Origin of the sequence: Kocuria dechangensis, from assembly GCF_014636775.1 — a bacterium.
Lineage (GTDB): Bacteria > Actinomycetota > Actinomycetes > Actinomycetales > Micrococcaceae > Kocuria > Kocuria dechangensis.
On the sequence record NZ_BMEQ01000009.1, the window covers coordinates 52,527 to 75,819 of the forward strand.

At 74.1% G+C, this 23,293-nt stretch carries 23 protein-coding genes; 6 read left to right on the plus strand and 17 right to left on the minus strand.

Going from position 1 to position 23,293, the window contains the following annotated elements; all coding sequences use genetic code 11:
- Positions 1 to 6 precede the first annotated feature (6 nt).
- From rdgB to clpS, 6 genes are all read right to left on the minus strand, one after another.
- On the minus strand, positions 7 to 657 hold the full coding sequence (gene rdgB / locus IEW07_RS10080) for an RdgB/HAM1 family non-canonical purine NTP pyrophosphatase (RefSeq protein ID WP_188536809.1): 651 nt from the start codon (positions 655 to 657) through the stop codon (positions 7 to 9).
- A complete protein-coding gene (gene rph, locus IEW07_RS10085; RefSeq protein ID WP_188536811.1) occupies positions 650 to 1,435 on the minus strand; it encodes a ribonuclease PH in 786 nt (261 codons plus the stop codon). The genes rdgB and rph overlap by 8 nt, the downstream gene beginning before the upstream one ends.
- A 57-nt stretch (positions 1,436 to 1,492) precedes the next feature.
- Positions 1,493 to 2,332, minus strand: a complete 840-nt coding sequence (locus IEW07_RS10090; RefSeq protein WP_188536813.1) for an MBL fold metallo-hydrolase — start codon at positions 2,330 to 2,332, stop codon at positions 1,493 to 1,495.
- A 55-nt stretch (positions 2,333 to 2,387) separates the two neighbouring features.
- Positions 2,388 to 3,323 carry a glutamate racemase gene (gene murI, locus IEW07_RS10095; protein ID WP_188536816.1) on the minus strand — a complete coding sequence of 312 codons (936 nt, stop codon included), beginning with the start codon at positions 3,321 to 3,323 and terminating at the stop codon, positions 2,388 to 2,390.
- Between the two features lie 126 nt (positions 3,324 to 3,449).
- Positions 3,450 to 4,010: a DUF2017 domain-containing protein gene (locus IEW07_RS10100; RefSeq protein ID WP_188536818.1), complete on the minus strand. Its 561-nt coding sequence runs from the start codon at positions 4,008 to 4,010 to the stop codon at positions 3,450 to 3,452.
- Entirely contained in the window at positions 4,010 to 4,384 is a 375-nt protein-coding gene (gene clpS, locus IEW07_RS10105; RefSeq protein WP_188536819.1) for an ATP-dependent Clp protease adapter ClpS, read from the minus strand. Before clpS ends, IEW07_RS10100 begins: the two co-directional genes overlap by 1 nt.
- Before the next feature lie 124 nt (positions 4,385 to 4,508).
- Here clpS and IEW07_RS10110 point away from each other — a divergent pair, with 124 nt between their 5' ends.
- Positions 4,509 to 5,804 (plus strand): nicotinate phosphoribosyltransferase, encoded by a 1,296-nt coding sequence (locus IEW07_RS10110; RefSeq protein WP_188536952.1) that lies wholly within the window; start codon positions 4,509 to 4,511, stop codon positions 5,802 to 5,804.
- A 55-nt stretch (positions 5,805 to 5,859) separates the two neighbouring features.
- Positions 5,860 to 6,468, plus strand: coding sequence for an isochorismatase family protein (locus IEW07_RS10115; RefSeq protein WP_188536821.1), 609 nt, complete (start codon positions 5,860 to 5,862; stop codon positions 6,466 to 6,468).
- 24 nt (positions 6,469 to 6,492) lie between these two features.
- Here the strand turns inward: IEW07_RS10115 and IEW07_RS10120 are convergent, their stop codons facing one another.
- The 4 genes from IEW07_RS10120 to IEW07_RS10135 form a co-directional block, all read right to left on the minus strand.
- Positions 6,493 to 8,295 carry a DEAD/DEAH box helicase gene (locus IEW07_RS10120; protein WP_188536823.1) on the minus strand — a complete coding sequence of 601 codons (1,803 nt, stop codon included), beginning with the start codon at positions 8,293 to 8,295 and terminating at the stop codon, positions 6,493 to 6,495.
- A 245-nt stretch (positions 8,296 to 8,540) separates the two neighbouring features.
- Positions 8,541 to 8,873 carry a DUF3039 domain-containing protein gene (locus tag IEW07_RS10125; RefSeq protein ID WP_188536825.1) on the minus strand — a complete coding sequence of 111 codons (333 nt, stop codon included), beginning with the start codon at positions 8,871 to 8,873 and terminating at the stop codon, positions 8,541 to 8,543.
- Positions 8,874 to 8,972: 99 nt separating this feature from the next.
- On the minus strand, positions 8,973 to 10,631 hold the full coding sequence (locus tag IEW07_RS10130; protein ID WP_229741733.1) for a hypothetical protein: 1,659 nt from the start codon (positions 10,629 to 10,631) through the stop codon (positions 8,973 to 8,975).
- Entirely contained in the window at positions 10,613 to 11,473 is an 861-nt protein-coding gene (locus IEW07_RS10135; RefSeq protein WP_229741734.1) for an ABC transporter ATP-binding protein, read from the minus strand. Before IEW07_RS10135 ends, IEW07_RS10130 begins: the two co-directional genes overlap by 19 nt.
- Before the next feature lie 409 nt (positions 11,474 to 11,882).
- Here IEW07_RS10135 and IEW07_RS10140 point away from each other — a divergent pair, with 409 nt between their 5' ends.
- Complete coding sequence (locus IEW07_RS10140; protein ID WP_188536827.1) at positions 11,883 to 13,682, plus strand: HNH endonuclease signature motif containing protein; 1,800 nt, start codon at positions 11,883 to 11,885, stop codon at positions 13,680 to 13,682.
- A gap of 363 nt (positions 13,683 to 14,045) precedes the next feature.
- Here the strand turns inward: IEW07_RS10140 and IEW07_RS10145 are convergent, their stop codons facing one another.
- Positions 14,046 to 15,023 (minus strand): tetratricopeptide repeat protein, encoded by a 978-nt coding sequence (locus tag IEW07_RS10145; protein WP_188536829.1) that lies wholly within the window; start codon positions 15,021 to 15,023, stop codon positions 14,046 to 14,048.
- A gap of 194 nt (positions 15,024 to 15,217) precedes the next feature.
- On the opposite strand from IEW07_RS10145, the gene IEW07_RS10150 reads away from it, so the two are divergent.
- Positions 15,218 to 16,522, plus strand: a complete 1,305-nt coding sequence (locus tag IEW07_RS10150; RefSeq protein WP_188536831.1) for an AI-2E family transporter — start codon at positions 15,218 to 15,220, stop codon at positions 16,520 to 16,522.
- 94 nt (positions 16,523 to 16,616) lie between these two features.
- Here the strand turns inward: IEW07_RS10150 and IEW07_RS10155 are convergent, their stop codons facing one another.
- Together IEW07_RS10155 and IEW07_RS10160 are read right to left on the minus strand one after the other, a co-directional pair.
- Positions 16,617 to 17,405 carry an alpha/beta hydrolase gene (locus IEW07_RS10155; RefSeq protein WP_188536834.1) on the minus strand — a complete coding sequence of 263 codons (789 nt, stop codon included), beginning with the start codon at positions 17,403 to 17,405 and terminating at the stop codon, positions 16,617 to 16,619.
- Positions 17,406 to 17,445: 40 nt separating this feature from the next.
- Positions 17,446 to 17,790: an Rv1322 family protein gene (locus IEW07_RS10160; RefSeq protein WP_188536835.1), complete on the minus strand. Its 345-nt coding sequence runs from the start codon at positions 17,788 to 17,790 to the stop codon at positions 17,446 to 17,448.
- A 62-nt stretch (positions 17,791 to 17,852) separates the two neighbouring features.
- Here IEW07_RS10160 and nucS point away from each other — a divergent pair, with 62 nt between their 5' ends.
- Complete coding sequence (gene nucS, locus IEW07_RS10165; protein WP_188536837.1) at positions 17,853 to 18,548, plus strand: endonuclease NucS; 696 nt, start codon at positions 17,853 to 17,855, stop codon at positions 18,546 to 18,548.
- A 311-nt stretch (positions 18,549 to 18,859) separates the two neighbouring features.
- Positions 18,860 to 19,063: a cold-shock protein gene (locus IEW07_RS10170; RefSeq protein WP_188536839.1), complete on the plus strand. Its 204-nt coding sequence runs from the start codon at positions 18,860 to 18,862 to the stop codon at positions 19,061 to 19,063.
- A gap of 95 nt (positions 19,064 to 19,158) precedes the next feature.
- Here the strand turns inward: IEW07_RS10170 and murA are convergent, their stop codons facing one another.
- The 4 genes from murA to IEW07_RS10190 all read right to left on the minus strand — a co-directional run bounded on the left by murA (position 19,159) and on the right by IEW07_RS10190 (position 23,277).
- Positions 19,159 to 20,433, minus strand: coding sequence for a UDP-N-acetylglucosamine 1-carboxyvinyltransferase (gene murA, locus IEW07_RS10175; RefSeq protein ID WP_188536841.1), 1,275 nt, complete (start codon positions 20,431 to 20,433; stop codon positions 19,159 to 19,161).
- Positions 20,434 to 20,566: 133 nt separating this feature from the next.
- A complete protein-coding gene (locus IEW07_RS10180) occupies positions 20,567 to 20,842 on the minus strand; it encodes a F0F1 ATP synthase subunit epsilon (protein ID WP_188536843.1) in 276 nt (91 codons plus the stop codon).
- A gap of 2 nt (positions 20,843 to 20,844) precedes the next feature.
- The gene (atpD, locus tag IEW07_RS10185) at positions 20,845 to 22,311 is read right to left on the minus strand and encodes a F0F1 ATP synthase subunit beta (protein WP_188536845.1); all 1,467 of its coding nucleotides are present in this window, start codon (positions 22,309 to 22,311) and stop codon (positions 20,845 to 20,847) included.
- Positions 22,312 to 22,365: 54 nt separating this feature from the next.
- On the minus strand, positions 22,366 to 23,277 hold the full coding sequence (locus tag IEW07_RS10190; protein WP_188536847.1) for a F0F1 ATP synthase subunit gamma: 912 nt from the start codon (positions 23,275 to 23,277) through the stop codon (positions 22,366 to 22,368).
- Positions 23,278 to 23,293: the final 16 nt, after the last annotated feature.

Here is a 23,293-nt window from a genome sequence, read left to right on the forward strand (position 1 = left end):
GCGGGGTCAGAGTGGGTCGGGGTCGGGCGGGGTGGGCAGGACGCCTACGAGGTGCGGCAGCAGCGCCCGCATGGCGCGGCCGCGGTGGCTGATGGCGTTCTTCTCCTCGCGGGACAGCTGGGCGACCGAGCGGTCGGAGCCCTCGGGGAGCAGGACGGGGTCGTAGCCGAAGCCGCCGTCCCCCGCGGGCTCGCGGAGCAGGGTGCCGCGCAGGACCCCCGTCTCCACGTGCTCGAAGCCGTGCGGGGTGACCAGTGCCGCGGCGCACACGAACTGCACGCCCCGGTGGGCGTCGGGGACGTCGGCGAGCTGGTCGAGCAGCAGCCGCAGGTTCGCGGCGTCGTCGCCGTGCCGGCCGGACCAGCGCGCGGAGAAGATCCCCGGGGCGCCGCCCAGCACGTCCACGGCCAGCCCGGAGTCGTCGGCCACGGCGATCAGCCCGGTCGCGGCGGCCGCGGAGCGGGCCTTGAGCAGGGCGTTGGCCTCGAAGGTGGTGCCGTCCTCGACGACGTCGGGGGCGCCCGCCGCGCCGGCGTCGACCACGAGGCGCTCGACGTCGACGCCCGGGAGCGCGGCCGCGATCATGTCCCGCAGCTCGGCGAGCTTGCCGCGGTTGTGGGTGGCCAGCACCACGCGGGCGCCGTCGTGCTCACTCACCGGTGCCCTCGCGCAGGGTCTCGAGCTGGACCTGGGTGAGCTGGACGCAGCCCAGCAGGGCCAGGTCGAGCATCGCGTCGAGCTCGGCCCGGTCGAACGGCGCGCCCTCGGCGGTGCCCTGCACCTCCACGAAGTCGCCGGAGCCGGTGACGACCACGTTCATGTCGGTCTCGGCGCGCACGTCCTCGACGTAGGGGAGGTCGAGCATCGGCACGCCGTCGATGATGCCCACGGACACGGCCGCGACCGTGTCGGTCAGCGGCTGGGCGCGGCGGGCGATCAGGCCCTCGGCGCGCGCCCAGGACACGGCCTCGGCCAGCGCCACGTAGGCGCCGGTGATCGCGGCGGTGCGGGTCCCGCCGTCGGCCTGCAGGACGTCGCAGTCCAGGACCACGGTGTTCTCGCCCAGGGCGGAGAGGTCGATGACCGAGCGGAGGGAGCGGCCGATGAGCCGGGAGATCTCGTGGGTGCGCCCGCCGATCTTGCCCTTCACGGACTCGCGCGCGGAGCGGGTGGACGTGGCGCGCGGCAGCATCGCGTACTCGGCGGTGACCCAGCCCCGGCCCTCGCCCTTGAGCCAGCGGGGGACGCCCTCGGTCACGGACGCGGTGCACAGCACCCGGGTGCTGCCGAACTCGATCAGCGCGGAGCCCTCCGCCTGCTGGGACCAGCCGCGGGTGATGGTGATGGGGCGCAGCTCGTCGGGCGAGCGGCCGTCGGACCGGACCACCCCCGCGCTCGAGGGGGCCGGGGCGGTCGGGTCGACAGGGGAATCCATGCCCCCCACCTTACCCCCGGGCGGGGACGCCGCCCGGTCCGGTCGGCGCCGTGGTGCTCACGGCCCGACGGGCGCGGCGGGCCGGCACGCCGGGCGGCCCGCCGGGGTGCGCACGATGCGGTAGGTGTAGGCCGGCTCGGCCACCCCGATCGGCCCGTCGAAGACCTCCTGCGCCTCCTCGACCGCGCGGGTCGGGGAGTTCCACACCGGCAGGTGCGTGAGCAGCAGCTTGCGCGCCCCGGCGTCGCGGGCGGCCTCGGCCGCGCGGCGGCCGGTGAGGTGGATGCCGCGCAGGGCGTCGTCGCGGCCCTCGTGGTAGGCGGCCTCGCACAGGAAGACGTCGGCGCCCCGGGCCGCGCGCACGAGCCCCTCGCAGGCGTCGGTGTCCCCCGAGTAGGTCAGGGTGCTGGGGCCCTTGGGGCCGTCGTAGTCGATGCGCAGGGCGTAGGGCTCCGGGGTCGGGTGCTCCACGAGGAACGGCGTGACGGTGAAGGGTCCCATCCGCACCGGCTCCTCCGGCACCCAGGTGTGGAAGTCGAACTCCCCCGTCATCCCCGGGTCCGCCGGCAGGCCGTGCGTGCCGCTCAGGTACTCGTGGGTGCCGGAGGGCGCCCACAGCGGGATCCGGTCCGCGCCCCACCCGCGCGGGTCCCACTTGACCGCCACGTGCAGGCCGGCCAGGTCGATGCAGTGGTCCGGGTGCAGGTGGCTGACGAGCACGGCGTCGATGTCGTGCAGGTCGATGTGGCGCTGGAGGACGCCCAGGGCGCCGTTGCCCATGTCCATCAGCAGTCGCCAGGTGCGGCCCTCGGCGTCCTCGCCGCTGACCAGGTAGCAGGACGCGGGGGAATCGGGACCGGCGAAGGAGCCGGTGCATCCGATGATCGTGAGTTTCATGGACTGGGCCTTCCAGGGGGACCGGTGGGACGGCGGCCGCACCGGCCGCGGGGCTTCAGGACGAGGACGCTCCGGAGCCCCCGATCATCTCGGGCGTGATCCGGGCCAGCGACCCGGTGGGGAACTGCTCGGCCACGGAGCTGGTGTGCCGGACGCGGCTGACCTCGGGGCCCAGGAAGCGGCGGGCCAGCACCTCGAAGGACGCGGCGTCGCCCGTGGCGAGGAAGTCGTGCCGAGCGGGCAGCTCGGGGTCGCGCTCGAGCCCGTGGCCGACGAGCGCCCGGTAGACGTCCTTCGCGGTCTCCTCCGCGCTGGAGACCAGGGTCACGGCGTCGCCCATCACGTAGGAGATGACGCCCGTGAGCAGGGGGTAGTGCGTGCACCCCAGGACGACCGTGTCCACCCCCGCCTCGTGCAGGGGGTCGAGGTAGCGCTGGGCGGTGGCCAGCAGCTCGGGCCCGGTGGTGATCCCGGCCTCCACGTACTCCACGAACGCGGGGCACGCCACGGAGCTCAGCTCCAGGTGGGGCGCGGCGGCGAAGGTGTCGTCGTAGGCGCGGGAGCCGATGGTCGCCTCGGTGCCGATCACGCCGATCCGCCCGTTGCGGGTCGAGGCCACGGCCCGGCGCACGGCCGGCTGGATGACCTCCACCACGGGGATGCCGTAGTCGCGGGTGTAGCGCTCGCGGGCGTCCCGGAGGACGGCGGCGGAGGCGGTGTTGCAGGCGATGACCAGGAGCTTCACCCCGGAGTCCACCAGCTCGTCCATGATCCGCAGCGCGTGGGCCCGGACCTCGGCGATCGGCAGGGGCCCGTAGGGGCCGTGGGCGGTGTCCCCCACGTACACGATCTGCTCGTGGGGCAGCTGGTCGATGATGGCGCGCGCCACGGTGAGCCCGCCCACGCCGGAGTCGAACACTCCGATGGGCGACCCGGGGTTGGGGCCGTCCGCGACCGCGCTGCCGGGTCCCACGACGTCGTCATCCTGCATAACGACAAGAGAATAGTCTCGGCCGGTCCGCCGCGCGAACCGCACGCCCCCCGGGGGCGCGTGATGCCCGCCACACCGTCCCGCCGGGCGGCGGCGGGACGGAGGACGCCCCAGGTCAGCCGCGGGTCAGTCGCGGGGCAGGCTGTGCAGCAGGGCCTCCATGAGGGTCTCCTGCAGCCAGGAGACGAAGTTGTAGAGCAGCGACATGTACGTCTCGACGTCCTCGATCTCCGACCAGTCGTCGTACCGGCCGATCCGCTCGGCGTCCTCCGCGCTGCGGATCCCCAGCCGGTCCGCGAGCACGAGCCGGACGTCGTTGAGGGCCCGGCCGAAGGCCTGCGCCTGGTCGGGGTCCAGCCGCACCGGCTGGCTCTCGAGCGAGAGGGCCGCCTGCTTCAGGGCGCCGATCTTCGCCTCGCGCAGTCCCCGCTCGGTGTACCGGCGGAACTCCGCGGCGCGCTCGGGGTCCTGGCTCGCGTCCGGGAGGAGCCGGCGCAGCGCGGGGTCCTCCGGCGCGGAGGGGTCCCCCGACACCCCGATCAGCCGCTCCAGGGGGTCCTCGGAGACGGGGTGCTCCGGGGCGAGCGCCTCGGCGACGTCGGCGAAGAGCTTCTGCAGCAGCTCCTTCTCCGGTTCCTCGAGGCGCGCGGTGATGCCCTTGCGGGTCGCGCGGAAGCCCTGCGCCATCACTCGCCCCCGGCCTTCTCGAAGGTGGCCCACAGCCCGAAGCCGTGCATGGCCGCGGTGTGGGTCTCGGCCTCCTCGAGGGAGCCGCTGGCCACCACGGAGCGGCCGCGGTGGTGGACCTCGAGCATCAGGGCGCGCGCCTTCTCCTCCGGGTAGCCGAAGTAGGAGCGGAACACGTAGGTCACGTAGCTCATGAGGTTGACCGGGTCGTCCCACACGACCACGTTCCAGGGCAGGTCGGTCGCCACGGACGGCGCCGAGGCCTCGGACACCGCTCCGGCGGGGCGGGTCTCCGGCGGGGCGCTGACGGTGAGCACCGCGGGCAGAGCGGTGCCGGCGGCCTGGGGAGCGGCGGGAGCGAGGGTGCAGTGCATGGTCCGTCCATCGTAGCGAGTGGCGCGTGCGGGCCGGCACCGGGAGCCCGGGCGGGGTCCCGTGGCTAGAGTGGTGCCCGTGAAACAGCGCACCCCCGGGTGGGCCCCGCCGCCCACGTCCCTGATGACCGACCACTACGAGCTCACCATGCTGCAGGCCGCCCTGCACTCGGGCACCGCGCACCGGCGCAGCGTGTTCGAGGTGTTCGCCCGCCGCCTGCCGGCCGGGCGCCGCTACGGCGTGGTCGCGGGCACGGGCCGCCTGCTCGAGGGGCTCGAGAGCTTCCGCTTCGGCGACGACCAGCTGCGCTTCCTCGCGGACACGGGCGTGGTCAACCGCGCCACCCTGGACTACCTGGCCGGCTTCCGCTTCCGGGGCGCGATCTCCGGCTACGCCGAGGGCGAGGCCTACTTCCCGCACTCGCCGCTGATGGTGGTCGAGGCGACGTTCGCGGAGGCGTGCGTGCTGGAGACGTACTTCCTGTCCGTGCTCAACTACGACAGCGCCGTGGCCTCCGCGGCCTCCCGCATGGTCGGGGCGGCCGCGGGCCGGCCCTGCATCGAGATGGGCTCGCGCCGCGCCCACGAGGAGGCGGCGGTCGCCGCGGCCCGGGCGGCGGTGATCGGCGGCTTCGACTCGACGTCGAACCTCGAGGCCGGCCGGCGCTACGGGCTGAAGACCGTCGGCACCGCCGCCCACTCCTTCACCCTCCTGCACGACACCGAGGAGGACGCCTTCCGCGCCCAGCTCGAGTCGATGGGCCGGGACACGACGCTGCTGGTCGACACCTACGACGTCGAGGCCGCCGTCCGGAAGGCCGTCGAGCTGGCGGGCCCCGAGCTGGGGGGCGTGCGGATCGACTCCGGCGACCTGGTCACCCAGGCCGGGTGGGTCCGGGAGCTCCTGGACGGCCTGGGCAACGCGAGCACGCGCATCACCGTGACCTCGGACCTCGACGAGTACGCGATCGCCTCGCTCAACGCCGCCCCCGTGGACTCGTTCGGGGTCGGCACCCGGGTCGTCACCGGCTCGGGCGCGCCGACGTCGTCGATGGTCTACAAGCTCGTGGCCCGCGAGGACTCCTCCGGCGAGCTGCGCCCGGTGGCGAAGGCGGCGAAGGGCAAGACCTCCGTGGGCGGGCGCAAGCACGCCCTGCGCCGCCTCGACCCGACGGGCGTCGCCACGCACGAGATGGTGGGCGTCGGGCGCACGCCCGACGACGACGGGGACGACCGGCCGCTGCTGCAGGACTTCGTCCGCGACGGCGAGCTGCTCGACAGCTGGACCGGCGCCGAGGGCGTCGTCCGCGCCCGTGAGCGGCACGCCGCGTCCGTCGCGGAGCTGCCGCGCTCGGCCCGCCGGCTCAGCGAGGGCGACCCCGTGATCCCGACCGTCATCGAGCCGGAGGCACTGGCCTGACCGGCCGGGCCCCCACCGCACCCACCACCCCCACACCGCACCGAGGAGGAACGAGATGAGGACCGCACTGATCGTCGTGGACGTGCAGAACGACTTCTGCGAGGGCGGGTCGCTGCCCGTCGACGGAGGCGCGGAGGTGGCCGCGGCCGTGTCCGAGCACCTCGAGGAGCACCACGCCGACTACGCCGCGATCGCCGCCACCCAGGACTGGCACGCCGACCCCGGAGAGGACGTCCCGGACGAGCCGGAGGGGGCGGACTCGTGGCCCGTCCACTGCGTGGCCGACTCCCGGGGCGCCGCACCGCACCGGGACCTGGACACGGACTGGATCCAGGCGTGGTTCCGCAAGGCCGACCACGCGGCGGCGCACTCGGGCTTCGAGGGCCTCCTGGCCCCGGACGCGGACGTGCCCATGGGCGACGACGAGGACGTGGTCGAGGACGACGTCAGCCTCGACGACTGGCTGCGGGAGCGCGAGATCGAGGCGGTGGAGATCGTGGGCCTCGCGACCGACCTCGGCGTCCGGTCCACGGCCCTGGACGCGGTCGAGGCCGGCTACGACACCCGCGTGCTCGTGGACCTGACGGCGGGCCGCGCCGAGGAGGCCACCGAGCGGGCCCTGCAGGAGATGGCCGACGCCGGGGTGGAGATCGTCCGGTCCTGACCGGGCCCCTCCCCCGCGCCGGCGTCACTTGCGGCCGATGAACCAGTCCTGGAGCTTCTTGACCCGCGCCTGGAGCTGGGCCTCGTTGGCCTGCGCCACGGCCGGGCCGCCGCACACGCGGCGCAGCTCGTTGTGGATCACGCCGTGCGGGGTGCCGGTGCGGGACGCCCACGCGGAGACGTTCTTGGACAGCGTGGAGCGCAGCTCCTTGAGCCGGCGGTGGTCCGGAACGGCGTGCTGCTGGGGTGCGGCCCCCACCGCCGAGCGGTTGCGGGCGTGCTGGCGCTGGCGCTCCCGCAGCAGCTCCGAGACCTGGTCCGCCTCGAGCAGGCCGGGGATGCCCAGGAAGTCGGCCTCCTCCTCGGAGCCCACCGCGACGCCGCCGCCGAACGCGCCGCCGTCGAAGAGCACGCCGTGGAAGGACGCGTCCGACTCGAGCGCCTCGAAACGGCCCTGCGCCAGGGCGGAGGACGCCTTCTCCTCCCGGTTGGCGGCCTCGAGCAGGTCGTCGTCCCAGCCCTCCTCCATCGGGTCCGCGGGCAGCCCGGTCTCCGCCGCGCCGGGCCGGTCGAGGGCGTGGTCGCGCTCGGCCTCCATCTCGTTGGCGAGGTTCATCAGGGCGGGCACGGACGGCAGGAAGACCGAGGCGGTCTCCCCGCGCTTGCGGGCGCGCACGAAGCGGCCCACGGCCTGGGCGAAGAACAGCGGGGTGGACGTCGACGTCGCGTAGACGCCCACGGCCAGGCGCGGGACGTCGACGCCCTCGGAGACCATGCGCACCGCGACCATCCAGCGGGCGTCGCCGGCCGAGAACTCGTCGATCTTGTCGGACGCGGTCTTGTCGTCGGAGAGCACCACAGTGGGCTTCTCCCCCGTGATCCGCCGCAGCTGCTCAGCGTAGGCCTTCGCGTCCTGGTGGTCGGTCGCGATGACGAGGGCCCCGGCGTCGGGCACGGTGCGGCGGACCTCCGTGAGCCGCTGGTCGGCGGCCTGCAGCACCGAGGGGATCCACTGCCCGTTGGGGTCGAGGGCGGTGCGCCACGCCTGGGAGGTGATGTCCTTGGTGAAGCCCTCGCCCAGCTCCGCGGCCATCTCCTCGCCGCTGCTCGTGCGCCAGCGCATCTGCCCGGAGTAGGCCAGGAAGATCACGGGCCGGACCACGTGGTCCTTGAGCGCGTCGCCGTAGCCGTAGGTGTAGTCGGAGGACGAGCGGCGGATCCCGTCGGCGTCCTCGTCGTAGCGCACGAAGGGGATGGGGGCGGTGTCCGAGCGGAAGGGCGTGCCGGTCAGGGAGAGGCGGCGGACCGCGGGGTCGAACGCCTCGCGCAGGCCGTCGCCCCAGGTGAGGGAGTCACCGGCGTGGTGGATCTCGTCCATGATGACGAGGGTGCGCCCGGCCTCGGTGCGGGCCCGGTGCAGCAGGGGCTTCATGGCCACCTGCGAGTAGGTCACGGCCGCGCCGAGGTAGTCGCGGCCGTGGTGGCCGTCGGCGTTCTTGAAGTTGGGGTCGAGCGCGATGCCCGCGCGGGCGGCGGCGTCCGCCCACTGCCGCTTCAGGTGGTCCGTCGGGGTCACCACGGTGATCCGGTTGACGGTCCCCCGGTCGACGAGCTCCTTCGCGACGCGCAGCGCGAAGGTGGTCTTGCCGGCGCCGGGGGTCGCCACGGCCATGAAGTCCCGCGGCTGGGACTGGAAGTAGCGCTGCAGCGCCTCGGCCTGCCAGGCGCGCAGCTTGGGGGCGGTGCCCCAGGCGGCCCGGTCGGGATACGCCGGGGGGAGGTCGGCGGCGGCGGCGCCGAACAGGGAGAGCTGGTCGTCCTGGGACACTCTTGCGACGTCCTTTCGCTCGTGGTCTGGTGGGTCTCGCTGGGGCGCCCGGGCCGGCACGGGCTAACCGGCGCGGGCTTGGCGGCCCGGGTTTGCCGGCACGGGTTTGCCGGCCCGGGCGCACCGGCACGGTGCCGCGGCACCGCGGGTTCAGGGCCGGCGGTCCCGGGCGTGCTCCGGACCGGGCGTGCCGGGGCCACGCAAAAGCGCCCGCCGGCGGCGGGCGCTTCGTCGGGGAACGGCGCTCAGCCCTTGTCGTCGTCCTTGCCGGGGCGGAGGCCCTCGTAGATCTCCTTGCAGGTCGGGCAGACCGGGAAGCGCTGCGGGTCGCGGCCCGGGAGCCATACCTTGCCGCACAGGGCGATCACGGGCTCCCCGGACAGGGCGGACTCCATGATCTTCTCCTTGCGCACGTAGTGCGCGAACCGCTCGTGGTCACCGGGCTCCTGCAGCTCCCGGGTCTCCTCGCGCTCGATCGTCGAGGTGCCGCCCGCGGGCTGCGCCGGATCGGTGCCGTAGGGGCTGTCGTCCAGCCCGTTCGTCGGGGTGCCGGTGGTCGCCGCTGAGAAGAGGTGCATGGGCGCCAGTTTACCCCGACCGTCACCCGGACGCCGTCCGACCGCCGCCCGGGGCCGTCACCCGGCGGCTCACGGCCCGGCTGCGGCGAGGGGCCCGGCTCAGCGGTACTGCGCGACCTCCTGCAGCAGCTCGGGGGCGCGGCGGTCGTACCAGCGGCCGCCGAGGACGATCCCGCCCCAGCACACCAGCGGCCCGAGGACGACCCCGGTGCCGAGGGCCGTCCAGCCCCAGGACGGGTCGCCGGTGAACACCTGGATCAGCACGAGCACCGCGGCCGGCAGCACCAGCAGGACGATCAGGCCGAGCGCCACGAACTGGACCAGCACGTTGAGCACCGTGAAGCCCTGGGGGGTCTTGAAGGGCGACTGGCCGGGCGCGGCCACGGGGTAGGTGTAGCGGGCGGACATGACGGAGGCGAGCCCGGCGCCGCCGAGCAGGGCCAGCACCGTGGCCCCCGCCAGGCCCGGGAGCAGCTCCCAGCGGCCCTGCAGCACGAACGGCAGGAGCAGCCCGATCGCGGACAGCGGCACGGCCACGACCAGCAGCGCGAGGACCCGGCCCAGGCGGTCGTGCAGACCCCGGACGCCGGTGAGCACGTGCAGGCTCACGGCGGTGTTGTCGAAGGACACGTCCCCGGAGATCTGGTACGCGAGCAGCGCGGCGAACATGGGGCCCAGGGCGTAGAAGAGGAAGTCCATGCCGTCCTGCGCGCTCGAGAACCAGACGACCGCGGCGATCGCGGGCACCACGACCAGGGCGCCCGAGTAGCGGGGGTCGCGCACCCAGTAGAGCAGGCAGCGCGCCGCCACGGCGGCCCATGGGCGCTCGGGGATCCGGTCGAACAGGCCCGCGCCCGCGTCGGCGCGGGGCCCGGCCCTCCGTTCCGTGGTCGCGGAGGTCAGGGCGCGGGCCTGCGCGACCCGCCAGCACAGGACGAGGACCGCGACGCTCGCGACCGTGAGCGCCGTGCGCGCGGCGGCTTCCGGCCAGCGCCCCGCGGCGACGTCGGCGGGAACGGCCCACACCGCGCCCACCGGGGTCCACGCGAGCGCCGCCGCCCACTCCGGCAGGCGGTCCCACGTGCCCTCGAGCCCGTTCATGGCGCCTGCGAGGAGCGGGCCCATGAGCACGAGGCCCAGCAGGGCCACGAGGGACAGCACCTCCGTGGCGCGGCGGCGCCGGCCCAGGCCCACGGCGAGGGCCGTGACGAGCCGGGAGCCGCTGACCACCAGCGCCAGGGCGAGCGGCAGACAGAACACCGCGGCCACGACGGCGGGGACGGAGGAGCGCCACGAGGACACGGAGGCGATCAGCGCGACGGTCGTGAGCGCGCCCGGGACGCCGACCAGCGCGCCGACGGCCTGGCCCCACTGGACCTGCCCCACGCCGAGGGGGAAGAGGGCGAGCCGGGCGGGGTCCAGGGTGGCGTCCGCGCGCGAGGCGAGCACGGGCAGGAGCCACCAGGCGAGCGTCGTGCCGCCGCCGGCCAGGACAAGGACGGTCCGCACGAGGGACAGGTCCTGGCCGCCGAGCAGCACGAGCCCCAGCACCGCGAAGGCGAGCACGAACAGGAAGTAGGCGGCGCCCAGGATCGTTCCCACCAGCACCCAGGTGCTGCGCGTGACGGTGTTGAGCAGGATCCGGGCCTTGAGGCCGACGAGCCTGCCCACCAGCACGGCGGACCCGGCGCCGTGCACCGCCGGGGCGGGGGCGAGCGGGGGGACCGTGCCGGCCCGGTTCACTCCGGGCGCAGCCACGACAGGCCCTCCCCCGCCCCGGCGCGACCGCCCACGAGCTCGACGAACCGGTCCTCCAGGGAGGCCCCGGCCCGCACCTCGTCCACGGTCCCGGCGGCCAGCACCCGCCCCCGGTCGAGGACCGCCACGTGGTCGCACATCCGCTGGACGAGGTCCATGACGTGGCTGGAGACGACGACGGTGCCCCCCGCCGCCACGAATGCGTGCAGGATCGCCCGGATGTTGGCGGCGGAGACGGGGTCCACCGACTCGAACGGCTCGTCGAGCACTAGCAGGCTGGGGGCGTGGATGAGGGCGCCGGCGAGGGCGATCTTCTTGGTCATGCCCGCGGAGTAGTCCTGCACCTGGGTCCCGGCGTCCCCGGACAGGTCCATGGCGTGCAGGAGGTCCTCGGTGCGCCGCGCCACGGTCTCCCGGTCCATGCCGCGGAGCAGCCCGGAGTAGGTGACGAGCTGGCGGCCCGTGAGCCGGTCGAACAGGTGCACGCCGTCCGGCAGCACGCCCATGAGCTGCTTGGCGCGCCGGGGCTCCGCCCACACGTCCACGCCGGTCACGCGGACCGACCCGGCCGTGGGCCGCAGGAGGCCCGTCGCCATGGAGAGCATCGTGGTCTTGCCCGCGCCGTTGCGGCCCACGAGCCCGAAGAAGGAGCCGCGCGGCACGTCGAGGTCGACCCGGTCCACGGCGACCTTCGCCTCCGGCGTGCCGGGGCGGCCGAAGACCCGGACGAGCCCGCGCACGCTCAGCGCCGGTTCCCCGGCGCGGGGCGGAGGGGGCGAGGAGGCCGCGGACGGGTGCGGAGGCAGGTCGGGGGCGGCCGCGGCGGAGAACGGATGGCTCATGGTCTCCAGCCTAGGCAGGCGCCCCGCACCGCGGTGTCCGGCGCGCGGCGGACAGGATCCACGGCGCTCACGGCCGGCCGGGGAAGTGGTCCGCATCACGTCCTAGCGTGTCGGAGGCGGGCGCGATCATGGACCCATGACCGCGACCGCGCACCGTCCGGGACCGCGCCTCCGTCCGGGACCGCGCCTCCATCCGGGACCGCGCCTCCATCCGGGACCGCGCCTCCATCCGGGACCGCGCCTCCATCCGGGACCGCGCCTCCATCCGGGACCGCGCCTCCATCCGGGACCGCGCCTCCATCCGGCGGGGCCGTTCCTGCCCGAGGGTGCCTCACGGTGGGGGTCCCTGGAGGAGGCCCTGGCGCAGGAGACGGACCTGGCCGAGATCGGCGCCGAGTACGCCCGGGCCGTGACCGAGCTGGTGGAGGCCGCCCGGGCCGAGGCGCGGGCTGCCGGGGCGCAGTACCGGCTGATCCACCGGATGTGGGGGCTGGCCGAGGAGGCCCGCGAGCAGCGCTGGGCCGTGGAGGCCGCCTGGCTGCGCCGCGGCGCCGACCGCGTCGGGGCGGGAACCCTGGAGCCGGAGGAGCAGACCCTCCAGGACGTGGCCGACGAGATCGGCCCGGCGCTGGCCCTGCCCGCCGTCACCGCCCGGGCCCGGGTCCGCGAGGCGGTGGTCCTGGGGAAGGACCTGCCCCAGGTCCTGGCCGCCCTGGAGAACGGGCACGTCGGAGTCGCCCAGGCGCGGGTCATCGTGGGCCTGTGGCTGGAGCTGGCCGAGGACGCCGCCTCGCTGCCCGCGGCCCAGCGCCCGGAGCCGCGGGCGGTGCAGCGGGTCGTGGAGGAGCTGCTGGACCGCGCCCCGCAGCTCACCGGGGCGCAGCTGCGCGGACTGGCGCGCCGGCGCCGGGCCGGTCTGACGGCCGCGCACGCGGATGCCCGGCACCGGGCCGCCCTGGCCGACCGGCGGGTGTGGGTCGAGCCGTTGGCGGACGGCATGGCGCTGCTGGGAGCGATCCTGGACGCGGCCACCGCCACCGCCGTGCACGACCGTCTCACCTCCCTGGCCGAGCGCACCGACCCCACCCGGACGGGTCCGTCCGGGGCCCACGGGGCGGATCCCGTCGTCGACCACGCCCTCCCCGGCGGTGACTTCTCGCGCGGCGACTCATCCGGCAGTGACTTTTGCACCACTGACTTTTGCACCACTGACTTTTGCAGCACCGACTCCTGCAGCACTGACTTTTCCGGCGGCGACTTCTCCGCCGGCGACTTCTCCGCCGGCGACGCGACGGACGGTGTCCTGCTCGGCCGTGCCGGGTCCGGCGCTGGCACGACCCGCGGCGACTGCGCTCCCGTCCCCCGCACGCTGGGCCAGCGGCGGGCCGACGTCCTGGCCGATCTGCTGCTGGACGGGGAGCCCGAGCACTGGCCCGAGCGGCTGCGGGGGATCCGCGGGCAGGTCACCGTCACGGTCCCAGCCCTGGCCCTGCTCGCCCACGGCCTCCCGTCCCCGGCGCCGGACTCAGCCCGCGCCGGGACGGACCCCGGGGGGCTCCTGGAGTCCCTCGTGCGCGACCCGGGGTGCGCTCAGCTGGGCGGCTACGGGCCGATCCCGGTGGCGCTCGCGGCCCGGATCGCCGCCCGCGCCCCGTCGTGGGCGCGAGTGCTCACCGACCCGGTGACAGCAGTGGTGACCGACCACGACCGGACCCGCTACACGGTCCCGGCCGACCTGAAGCACCGGCTGCGGCTGCGCGACGGGACCTGCCGGTTCCCCGGCTGCCGGCGCCGGGCCGAGCGCTGCGACCTGGACCACACCGTGGCCTGGGCCCACGGAGGGAGGACGGCGGCGGACAATCTCGCCCACCTGTGCCGCCACCACCACCTGCTCAAGCACCGGACCGGCCCGCTGGGGCGGTGGCAGCTCGAGCACCACCGGCCTCCCGACCCACCGGTCGGCGCCTCGACGGCCGGCGCGGCAACGACCGGTACGTCGACGACGGGCGCAACAACGACGGGCGCATCGACAACGGGCACATCGACGCCCGGCGGGGTGATGACGGGCACGACATCGGGCCGCGCGCCGCGGCCCGCCGCGGAGGGCGTGCTGGTCTGGACCTCACCGGCGGGGCGTACCTACCGCACCCACCCCGACGGCCACCGTCATCCTGACCACCACGACGATCAGGACCCGCCACCGTTCTGAGCAGGGTCAGGTCCCGGACGCACGCTTCGGTGCCAGCGGGGGCGAACCCACGAGTCGGCCCCGGGCGGACACCGGACGCACATCGGCACCCGTGTGCTGCGGGGCTGGCCCGGCTCACGGCATCCGGGGATGCGGGGCCGGACTCGCGGCACCCGTGTGCTGGGGGACCGAGATGGCGCGGGCCGGACTCGCGGCACCCGTGTGCTGCGGGACCGAGATCGGGGGCCGGACTCGCGACACCCGTGTGCTGCGGGGCCAAGATCGCGAGGGCCCGGCTCGCGGGAGCAGCCTCGCCGACCTCCGGCGGGCCCCGGGCCCCGAGCCCCGAGCCCCGAGCCCCGAGCCCCGAGCCCCGAGCGGACCCTAGAACAGCGCGCGCATGAGGGCGGCGCGCGCCGTCACGACGCGGGGATCCTCGGCTCCCACCACGTCGAAGAGCTCCAGCAGGCGCACCCGCACGGTGTCACGGTCCTCCCCCGCCGTGCGCCGGAGCAGGTCGAGGAGCCGCCGGAAGGCGTCCTCGACGTGCCCGCCGGAGACGTCGAGGTCGGCCACGGCGAGCTGCGCCTGGACGTCGTCCGGGGCCGAGGCCGCCGCTGCGCGGGCCTGGGCGGCGTTGAGCGGCAGCACGCGCTTCAGCAGGTGCACCTGGGCGAGGGCCAGCTTGGCCTCCCGGTCCCCGGGGTTCTCGGTGATCGCCTGGTTGTAGGCGGCCTCAGCGCCGTCGAGGTCGCCCGCCTCGAGGGCGTCCACGGCCTTCTGGTGCAGCGGGGGCAGAGGCTTCTCCTCCTCGGCCTGCACGGGCTCAACGGTGCCCGTGATGCCGTTCTGCTCCGCGAGCGCGAGCAGCTCGTCGAAGAACTGGGCGACCTGCTCCGGCGGGACCGTGCTGTTGAAGAGCGGCACCGGCCGCCCGCCCAGCAGCGCCACCACGGTGGGCACCGACTGGGCCTGGAACATCTGCGCGATCTCGGGCGAGGCCTCCGCGTCCACGGACGCGAGCAGGATGCGCCCGGCGTAGCGGTCCACCACCTGCTCCAGCGTGTCGGCGAACGCCACGGACTGCTGGCTGAAGCGGGCCCACAGCGCGAAGACCACGGGGACCTGGGTCGAGAGCTGCGCGACCTCCTGGAAGTCCGCGGCCGTCACCTCGCGCCGGTAGCCGCCGGCGCCCCCGGCCCCGCCGCTCGGCGCGGCCGCCGGTCCGGCGGCAGGTGCGGCGGCGGAGCCGAGGTCCACGGCTCCTCGCACCGAGGCCGGCAGCTCCTCCCCGGGCCGGGCCTGGGGGTGGGCGGCGGACCGGTCCGGTCGGCTCGGCGGCTGGTGCTGGAACTCGTTCACGGGGCTTCCTCTCACGGGGGTGATCGGCGCCGGTCGGGCGCCGCGGGTCTCCCGTCGATTATCGGCCGCGCGCGGCGGCTCGGCCACCGGGACCGCCCGGTGTACGCTTCCGGCGTGACCGCGACCCTGCCGGCGGCCCCGAGGAACCGGCGGCACCGGCCCGCGACGCCACACCGACCCCCACGGGAGCAGCGATGACGCCACCCGAGCCGGGCCCCCCGCCGGGGCCGGTGCCGCCCGAGCCGTCCCAGCCGTCCCAGGCGTCCCAGCCGTCCGGGACGCCGGGGAGTCCCGGCGCGCCGGACGCCCCGGCGACGCGCGCCGTGCGGCCCCGCCGCGCCGAGCTCCTCGGCCGCTTCCTGCGCCCCCTGCCGGGCGCGCGCCCCCGCCCCCGCTTCGAGGTCCCGCCCGAGGAGCGCGCCTCCGCGGAGCGGAGCCCCTCGTCGTGGGCCGAGCCGGCGCGGCCGGTCCAGACCGGCTTCCTCCTGGCGGTGGGCGTCGGCCTGGCCCTGCTGTGCTGGTGGGTGCTCGCGAACGTGGGGCCCCTGGTCGGGTGGGTCGTGACGGCAACGTTCCTCGCCCTCGGGCTGGAGCCCCTCGTCCGGTGGCTCGAGACCCGCGGGGTGCCGCGCCCCGGCGCCGTCCTCCTGGTCGTCCTCGCCCTGGCGGGCGCCTTCGCGCTGCTCATCGTCGTGGTCGTGCCGCGGGTCGTCGCCGAGGCCTCGCTCCTGGCCGGGCGCGTCCCACAGCTGATCGACGACTTCCTGGGCTCCGAGGCGTTCGAGCGGCTCGACCGGCAGCTCCGGATCCGCGACTCCACCGAGCAGTGGGTGCAGGACCTCTCCGGGCGCATCGCCGCCGACCAGGACTTCCTGGGCGGGCTCTTCGGCGGTGTCGTGGGCGTGGGCACGGTCGTGCTCAACGTCCTGGCGGGGACCCTGATCGTCCTGGCCCTCACGCTGTACTTCCTGTTCTCGCTGCCGATCATGACGCAGTGGGCCTACCGCCTGGCCCCGGCCTCCGGTCGCGCCCGCGTCCAGGAGCTGGGCGACCAGATGGTGCGCGGCGTCGGCAACTACGTCGTCGGGCAGACCTGCGTCGCCCTCCTCAACGCCGCCGTCGCGCTGGTCCTCATGACGGTCACCGGTGTGCCGTTCGCGGCGCTGCTGGTGGTCTTCGTGGCTGTGCTGGCCTTCGTGCCCCTCGTGGGCGGCGTGCTCGCCGGCCTGCTGGTGACGCTCGTGGCCCTGACCGCCGACTGGGGCACGGCCCTGCCCTACGCGATCGGCTACTTCGCCTATCTCCAGGTGGAGGCCTACTTCGTCTCGCCGCGCATCATGCGCCGGGCCGTCGCGGTGCCCGGGGCCATCGCCGTGATCGCGGTGGCGGCCGGCGGCGCCCTGTGGGGCGTCCTCGGGGCCCTCATCGCGATCCCCACCGCCGCCGCCGGTCTCCTGCTCGTGCGCGAGGTCTTCGTCCCGAGGCAGGACCGGCGCTGAGCCGCTGAGCAGGACGACGGCGCGGAACATCGGCATGGGAAGACCGCGCCGACGGGCTCGCCGGACGACCACGCGGGACGACGGCGCGCCGCGCTCAGCTGCCCTTGGCGGTGGGCCCCGACCACGTGGCCGGGAGCCGGACGGGCTCGCCCAGGACGGTGGAGGCGATCTCGTCCAGCGCCCGCTGCACGAACCGCTCCCCCACCCACAGGTGCTTGGCCCCGTCCACGCCGGTCAGCTCGGCCTGCGGCACGCGGGCGAAGCGCCGCGCCGCCTCCTCGGGCCGCAGGTAGTCGTCGAACTCCGGCACCAGCACCCGCAGCGGCTTGCGGGAGGCCGCCCACCGGTCCAGGTCCGCGTCGCCGGCCCGGTGCAGCGGCGGGGAGAGCAGGATGCCGCCCTCGACCCGGTCCGCGACCGGGGGCACCGCCCCGTACTTGAGCACGAGCTCGGAGCCGAAGGACCAGCCCACCAGCCAGCGCTGCGGCAGGCCCTGCGCCATGGCCCACTCGGTGGCGGCCTCGACGTCGTACCGCTCGGCGTCACCGCCGTCGAAGGCGCCGGTGCTCGTCCCTCGGGGCGAGGAGGTGCCGCGCAGGTTGAAGCGCAGCACCGCGATGCCGGCGAGCGCGGGCAGCCGGTAGGAGGCCTTCTTGTACACGTGGGAGTCCATGAAGCCCCCGTGCGTGGGCAGCGGGTGGAGGGTCACCAGGGTGGCCCGGGGCTCGCCGCGGGCAGGGAGGGCGATCTCGCCGACGAGGGTCTGCCCGTCCTCCGTGCGCAGCTCGACGTTCTCCCGCCGGGCGGGCAGGACGGTCGCCGCCCGGATCTCGACGGGTTCATGGTTGGCCGTGTACACGAGGGTGGAGGGGTCGGAGCTCATGCCCGCCAGTGTATCCAGGGCCGGCGGGCGCCCCCGCGGCTCAGCGGCGCGTGCGCCAGCAGCGCTCGTGCCAGTGCCGGCGGTCCTCGAACGCGGTCCGGGAGCCGAGCAGGGAGTCCTGCTGCCAGACCACCAGGTGGGGCGTGCCGGGCGGGACGGTGCGCCCGCAGCCGGGGCACACGTAGTTCTTCACGGCGTTCGCGGGCCGGACGTGGCGGACCATCCAGTCGCCGTCCGGGGCGCGCTCCACGGTCGGGGCCGGCTCCAGGACCCGGTCGACCGACCAGGGCTCGCGCATCGCCCCGCGCTGCCACTTGCTGGCGCGGGCACCGTCGGCCGGACCGCCCTGCCGGCGGCCTCGCGAGGAGTGGTTGGAGCGCGGCACGGCCAGATTGTCTCACACGGGCCCGGGCGCGGGGCGCGCCGGACGTTCGCTAGGCTGTCGGGGTGCGTCTCGTCATTGCCGATTGCTCCGTCGACTACGAAGGGCGTCTGCGCGCCCACCTGCCCGCCGCCCGCCGCCTGCTGGTCGTGAAGGCGGACGGCTCCGTGCTCGTCCACTCGGACGGCGGCAGTTACAAGCCCCTCAACTGGATGAGCCCGCCCGCGCGCCTGCACGTGGGCGAGCCCGACCCCGAACTCGCCGCGGAGGGGGTCCTGCAGACCTGGACGGTCCAGGCCGCCAAGAGCGACGACCGGCTGGTGATCCAGGTCTTCGAGATCCACGAGGACGTCTCCCACGAGCTCGGCGTCGATCCCGGCCTGGTCAAGGACGGCGTCGAGGCCGATCTGCAGCGCCTCCTCGCGGAGCAGATCCACCTCCTGGGCTCCGGGCACACCCTCGTCCGCAGGGAGTACCCCACCGCGATCGGGCCCGTGGACATCCTGGCCCGCGACCGCGACGGCGCCACCGTCGCCGTGGAGCTCAAGCGCCGCGGGGACATCGACGGCGTCGAGCAGCTCACCCGGTACCTCGAGCTGCTCAACCGGGACCCCCTGCTGGCCCCCGTGCGCGGGGTGTACGCCGCGCAGCTCATCAGGCCCCAGGCGCGGGTGCTCGCCGAGGACCGCGGCATCTCCTGCCTCACGCTCGACTACGACGCGATGCGCGGGTTCGACGACAGCGACTCCCGGCTGTTCTGACCCCTGCCGTGAAGACCCCTCCCGTGGAGCCGGGCTCACGCGCTGAGCGAACACGGGGCCAACACGCGGTGGTCAGCGGGCGAAGAGCGTTGACCGCCCCCGGGCGATGTGTGAAGCTGAACATGTTCTTCGTTCCATGTTCAGCATGCTCGCAGAACTGGTAAAGCGAGCGTGACGTTCGACCTGGACCTGGTTCTCCACCCCTCGGAACCCGCGGGACCGGAGCCCCAACCTCAGCGCATCTCGTGACACCGCCCTCGCGCACGACCCCGTGCGCATGTTTTTCCACCGTCTCGCAAGGAGAGATCTTCATGGCCCAGGGCACCGTCAAGTGGTTCAACGCCGAAAAGGGCTTCGGCTTCATCACCCCCGACGACTCCGACTCGGACGTCTTCGTCCACTACTCCGAGATCCAGTCGGGCGGGTTCCGCACGCTGGAAGAGAACCAGCGCGTCGAGTTCGAGATCGGCCAGGGCCAGAAGGGCCCGCAGGCCACCGGCGTGACCATCATCTGATCCGTCCACCCGGACGCTTCGACAGCGAAGGGCCCCGCATCCGCTCCGGATGCGGGGCCCTTCCGCGTGGCGGACAGGTGCCGGGCCGGGGTCCGTCAGGGCGTGCCGGCGATCCGGCGCTCGACGGCGGCGCCCGCCCCGGCCAGCTGCTCCACGAAGTGCTCGTAGCCGCGGTCGACGTGCTCGACCCCGCTGACCTCCGTCTGCCCCTCCGCGGCCATCCCCGCGATCACCAGCGCCGCCCCCGCGCGGATGTCCATGGCCTCCACCGGCGCCCCGGACAGCTCCGGCCGGCCCGCGACCAGGGCGTGGTGGCCGTCCAGGCGCACGCTGGCCCCGAGCCGCTCCAGCTCCGCGGTGAAGCCCCAGCGGGCCTCGAAGACGTTCTCCGTGACCATCCCCGAGCCCTCCGCGACGGCGTTGAGCGCCACCACGAACGGCTGCAGGTCGGTCGGGAAGCCGGGGTAGGGCAGGGTGGAGACGTTGATGGCGTGCGGCCGGTCGGGACCGGCGACGACGAAGCGCCCCTCCTCCGTCTCGATCCGGCAGCCGGCGGCCCGCAGCTTGTCGAGCACCACGGCGAGGTGGCCGGGCTCGGCCCCCTCGATCTGCACGGTCCCGCCGGTCACCGCGGCGGCGAACGCCCACGTCCCGGCGACGATCCGGTCCGGGACGGTCCGGTGCTCGACGGGGTGCAGCGCCTCGACGCCCGTCACCCTCACCGTGCTGGTGCCGAGCCCCTCGATCCGGGCGCCCATCTCCTGCAGCATCCGGCCGATGTCGACGATCTCCGGCTCCCGGGCCGCGTTGTCGATCACCGTGGTGCCCTGGGCGAGGGTCGCCGCCATCATGAGGTTCTCCGTGGCCCCCACCGACGGGTACTCCAGGCGGTACTCCGTGCCGCGCAGCACGTCGGGCACGCGGGCCACGAGGTAGCCGTGCTCGATCTGCAGCTGCGCGCCCAGGGCCTCGAGCCCCGCCCGGTGCATGTCGAGGCCGCGGGAGCCGATGGCGTCCCCGCCGGGCAGCGCGACCTCGGCGACGTGGCAGCGGGCGACCAGCGGCCCGAGGACGGAGATGGACGCGCGCATGGCCCGCACGAGGTCGTAGTCCGCCTGGTGGTGCAGGTCCGCGGGGACGTCGATCCGGACGCTCTGCGCCACGCGGTCGTAGGCCACCGCGCAGCCCAGGCGCCGGAGCAGCTCGGCCATGATGGCGACGTCCTGGATCTCGGGGACGTTCGTGATGGTCGACTCGCCCTCGGCGAGCAGGGCCGCGGCCATGAGCTTCAGCACGCTGTTCTTCGCGCCCGAGACCCGCAGGGTGCCGTTGACCGCGGTGGGCCCGTGCACGACGATCTTCTCTTCCATCGACTCTCCTGAGCGAGCTCGGCCGGGCGCCCTCCGGCGCCCGGGTACGACCGCGGCCCCCGCACCCTGGGGGTACGGAGGCCGCGACTGGGATGGTGCGGGGGACGCGCGTCCCCGGGGGGCCCGGGTGGGGTCAGGCGGCGGCGGAGCCGGTCAGCTCCACGTTGTCCGCCACGATCGTCACCCGGTTGTTGTCCATGAACACGAAACCGGCGTCGATGGTGCCCTCGATCCGGGCGCCGTCGACGGGGTCGACCGCGAACCCACCCGGCTTGAGGATGCCGGCCACGGCCTCGTGCCCGGGAAGGATACCGATGTCGCCCTCCGTGGTGCGGACCCGGACCTGGCGCGCGGTGCCGGTCCAGACCGAACGGTCGAGAGCCACGACTTCGACGATCATCTCAGCCACGATTACTTGCCACCGGTCCGCTGCTTGATCTGCTCCCACTGCTGCATGACGTCGTCCAGGCCGCCGACGTTGTAGAACGCCTGCTCCGGCACGTGGTCGAACTCGCCCTCGCAGATCTTCCCGAACGCCTCGATGGTCTCGGCGAGCGGGACCGTCGAGCCCTCGACACCGGTGAACTGCTTCGCGGTGTAGGTGTTCTGGGAGAGGAACTGCTCGATGCGGCGCGCGCGGGCCACGACGACCTTCTGCTCCTCGGAGAGCTCCTCGACGCCGAGGATCGCGATGATGTCCTGCAGCTCCTTGTTCTCCTGGAGGATCGCGCGGACGCGGATCGCGACGTCGTAGTGCGCCTGGCCCACGTACTGCGGGTCGAGGATGCGGGACGTCGAGGACAGCGGGTCGATCGCCGGGTACAGACCGCGGGAGGCGATGTCGCGGGAGAGCTCCGTGGTCGCGTCCAGGTGGGCGAACGTGGTCGCCGGGGCCGGGTCGGTGTAGTCGTCGGCGGGCACGTAGATCGCCTGCATCGAGGTGATCGAGTGGCCGCGCGTCGAGGTGATGCGCTCCTGCAGGACGCCCATCTCGTCCGCCAGGTTGGGCTGGTAGCCCACGGCGGAGGGGATGCGGCCCAGCAGGGTCGAGACCTCGGAGCCGGCCTGGGTGAACCGGAAGATGTTGTCGATGAACAGCAGCACGTCCTGGTTCTGCACGTCGCGGAAGTACTCCGCCATCGTGAGGCCGGTCAGGGCCACGCGCAGACGCGTTCCGGGCGGCTCGTCCATCTGGCCGAACACGAGCGCGGTGTCCTTGAGGACGCCCGCCTCCTCCATCTCGACCCACAGGTCGTTGCCCTCACGGGTGCGCTCGCCGACGCCCGCGAAGACCGAGGTGCCGCCGAAGTTGCGGGCCACACGGGTGATCATCTCCTGGATGAGCACCGTCTTGCCCACGCCCGCGCCGCCGAACAGGCCGATCTTGCCGCCCTTGATGTAGGGGGTGAGGAGGTCGATCGACTTGATGCCGGTCTCCATCATCTCCGTGGAGCCCTCGAGCTCCGCGAAGGACGGGGCCTTGCGGTGGATCGGCCAGCGCTCGGTGATCTCCAGGGAGGAGGTCTCGACGTCGAGGGCCTCGCCGAGCACGTTGAAGATGTGGCCCTTGACCACGTCGCCCACGGGCACGGAGATCGGGGCGCCGGAGTCGTGCACGGCCGTGCCGCGGACCAGGCCGTCGGTCTGCTGCAGGGAGATCGCGCGGACCATGTTGTCGCCGAGGTGCTGCGCGGTCTCGAAGGTGATCTTCTTCGTCTCGCCGCTGAGCACGTACTCGGCCGACAGGGCGTTGTAGATCGCCGGAACCGCGTGCTCCGGGAACTCGATGTCGACGACCGGACCGATGACTCGGGCGATGCGGCCCGTGGCGCCGCCCGAGACCGGCTGGCCGGCCTGTTCGCTGATGGTGGCAGTCATTTCTCTCGCTTCACTGATTGCGGTGGGTGGTTGCTGGATCGCCGGTCGGGCCCGTCAGAGGGCTTCGGCGCCGCTCACGATCTCGGTGAGCTCGGTGGTGATCTCCGCCTGGCGGGCGTTGTTCATCAACCGCGTGTACTTCTTGATCAGCTCGTCCGCGTTGTCGCCGGCCGACTTCATCGCGCGCTGACGGGCCGCAAGCTCGCTCGTGGCCGCGTTGGCCAGGCACGAGTACAGGCGGGCGTCGATGTAGCGCGGGAGGACCGCGTCGAGGAACTCCTCCGGGTTCGGCTCGAACTCGAAGTTGTGGCCGCTCTCCTCGATGTCCTCGTACTCGCGGGCCACCTCGTCCGTCAGCGCGTTGGCGTCGACGACCTCGAGCGGCAGCAGGCGCAGCACGCGCGGCTCCTGCACGACCATCGAGCGGAACACCGTGTAGACCACGTGGATCTCGTCGACCCCGCCGTCCTCGTACGGGGTCTCCAGGTCCCCGACCAGCACCTCGCGCAGCTCGCGGGCGAGCTCCGCCTTGGCGTTGTCGGTGTCCCCGGTCCAGTTCCGCTCGAAGGGGCGCCGGCGGAAGTCGAAGTACGCCTGCGCCTTGCGGCCGACCAGGTACACCTTGACGTCCTTGCCCTGCTCGCGGAGCAGCTCCATGAGGGACTCCGCCTCCTTGAGCACGTTGGAGGAGTAGGACCCCGCCAGACCGCGGTCGGAGGTCATGATCACCACGGCCGACCGCCGGACGTCGTCGGTCCGGGTGGTGAGGACATGGGAGACGTTGTGCTGGGTGGCGACCTGCGAGACGGCGCGGGTCAGCGCGTTGGCGTACGGACGCGCCGCCGCGACCTTCTGGCGGGACTTGTTGATGCGCGAGGTCGCGATCATCTCCATGGCCTTGAAGATCTTCTTCATGGACTTGGTCGACGAGATCTTGTTCCGGTAGACCCGGATCTGCGCTCCCATGTGACTTCCTTTCGTC

Coding starts and splice junctions, on each gene's coding strand:
- IEW07_RS10135 (WP_229741734.1), bottom strand. CDS start 11,473: ATGAGCCATCCGTTCTCCGCCGCGGCCGCCCCCGACCTGCCTCCGCAC.
- IEW07_RS10150 (WP_188536831.1), top strand. CDS start 15,218: ATGACGCCACCCGAGCCGGGCCCCCCGCCGGGGCCGGTGCCGCCCGAG.
- IEW07_RS10115 (WP_188536821.1), top strand. CDS start 5,860: ATGAGGACCGCACTGATCGTCGTGGACGTGCAGAACGACTTCTGCGAG.
- rph (WP_188536811.1), bottom strand. CDS start 1,435: ATGGATTCCCCTGTCGACCCGACCGCCCCGGCCCCCTCGAGCGCGGGG.
- murA (WP_188536841.1), bottom strand. CDS start 20,433: ATGGAAGAGAAGATCGTCGTGCACGGGCCCACCGCGGTCAACGGCACC.
- IEW07_RS10110 (WP_188536952.1), top strand. CDS start 4,509: ATGACCGACCACTACGAGCTCACCATGCTGCAGGCCGCCCTGCACTCG.
- murI (WP_188536816.1), bottom strand. CDS start 3,323: ATGCAGGATGACGACGTCGTGGGACCCGGCAGCGCGGTCGCGGACGGC.
- IEW07_RS10155 (WP_188536834.1), bottom strand. CDS start 17,405: ATGAGCTCCGACCCCTCCACCCTCGTGTACACGGCCAACCATGAACCC.
- IEW07_RS10090 (WP_188536813.1), bottom strand. CDS start 2,332: ATGAAACTCACGATCATCGGATGCACCGGCTCCTTCGCCGGTCCCGAT.
- IEW07_RS10190 (WP_188536847.1), bottom strand. CDS start 23,277: ATGGGAGCGCAGATCCGGGTCTACCGGAACAAGATCTCGTCGACCAAG.
- IEW07_RS10100 (WP_188536818.1), bottom strand. CDS start 4,010: ATGGCGCAGGGCTTCCGCGCGACCCGCAAGGGCATCACCGCGCGCCTC.
- IEW07_RS10125 (WP_188536825.1), bottom strand. CDS start 8,873: ATGCACCTCTTCTCAGCGGCGACCACCGGCACCCCGACGAACGGGCTG.
- atpD (WP_188536845.1), bottom strand. CDS start 22,311: ATGACTGCCACCATCAGCGAACAGGCCGGCCAGCCGGTCTCGGGCGGC.
- clpS (WP_188536819.1), bottom strand. CDS start 4,384: ATGCACTGCACCCTCGCTCCCGCCGCTCCCCAGGCCGCCGGCACCGCT.
- IEW07_RS10170 (WP_188536839.1), top strand. CDS start 18,860: ATGGCCCAGGGCACCGTCAAGTGGTTCAACGCCGAAAAGGGCTTCGGC.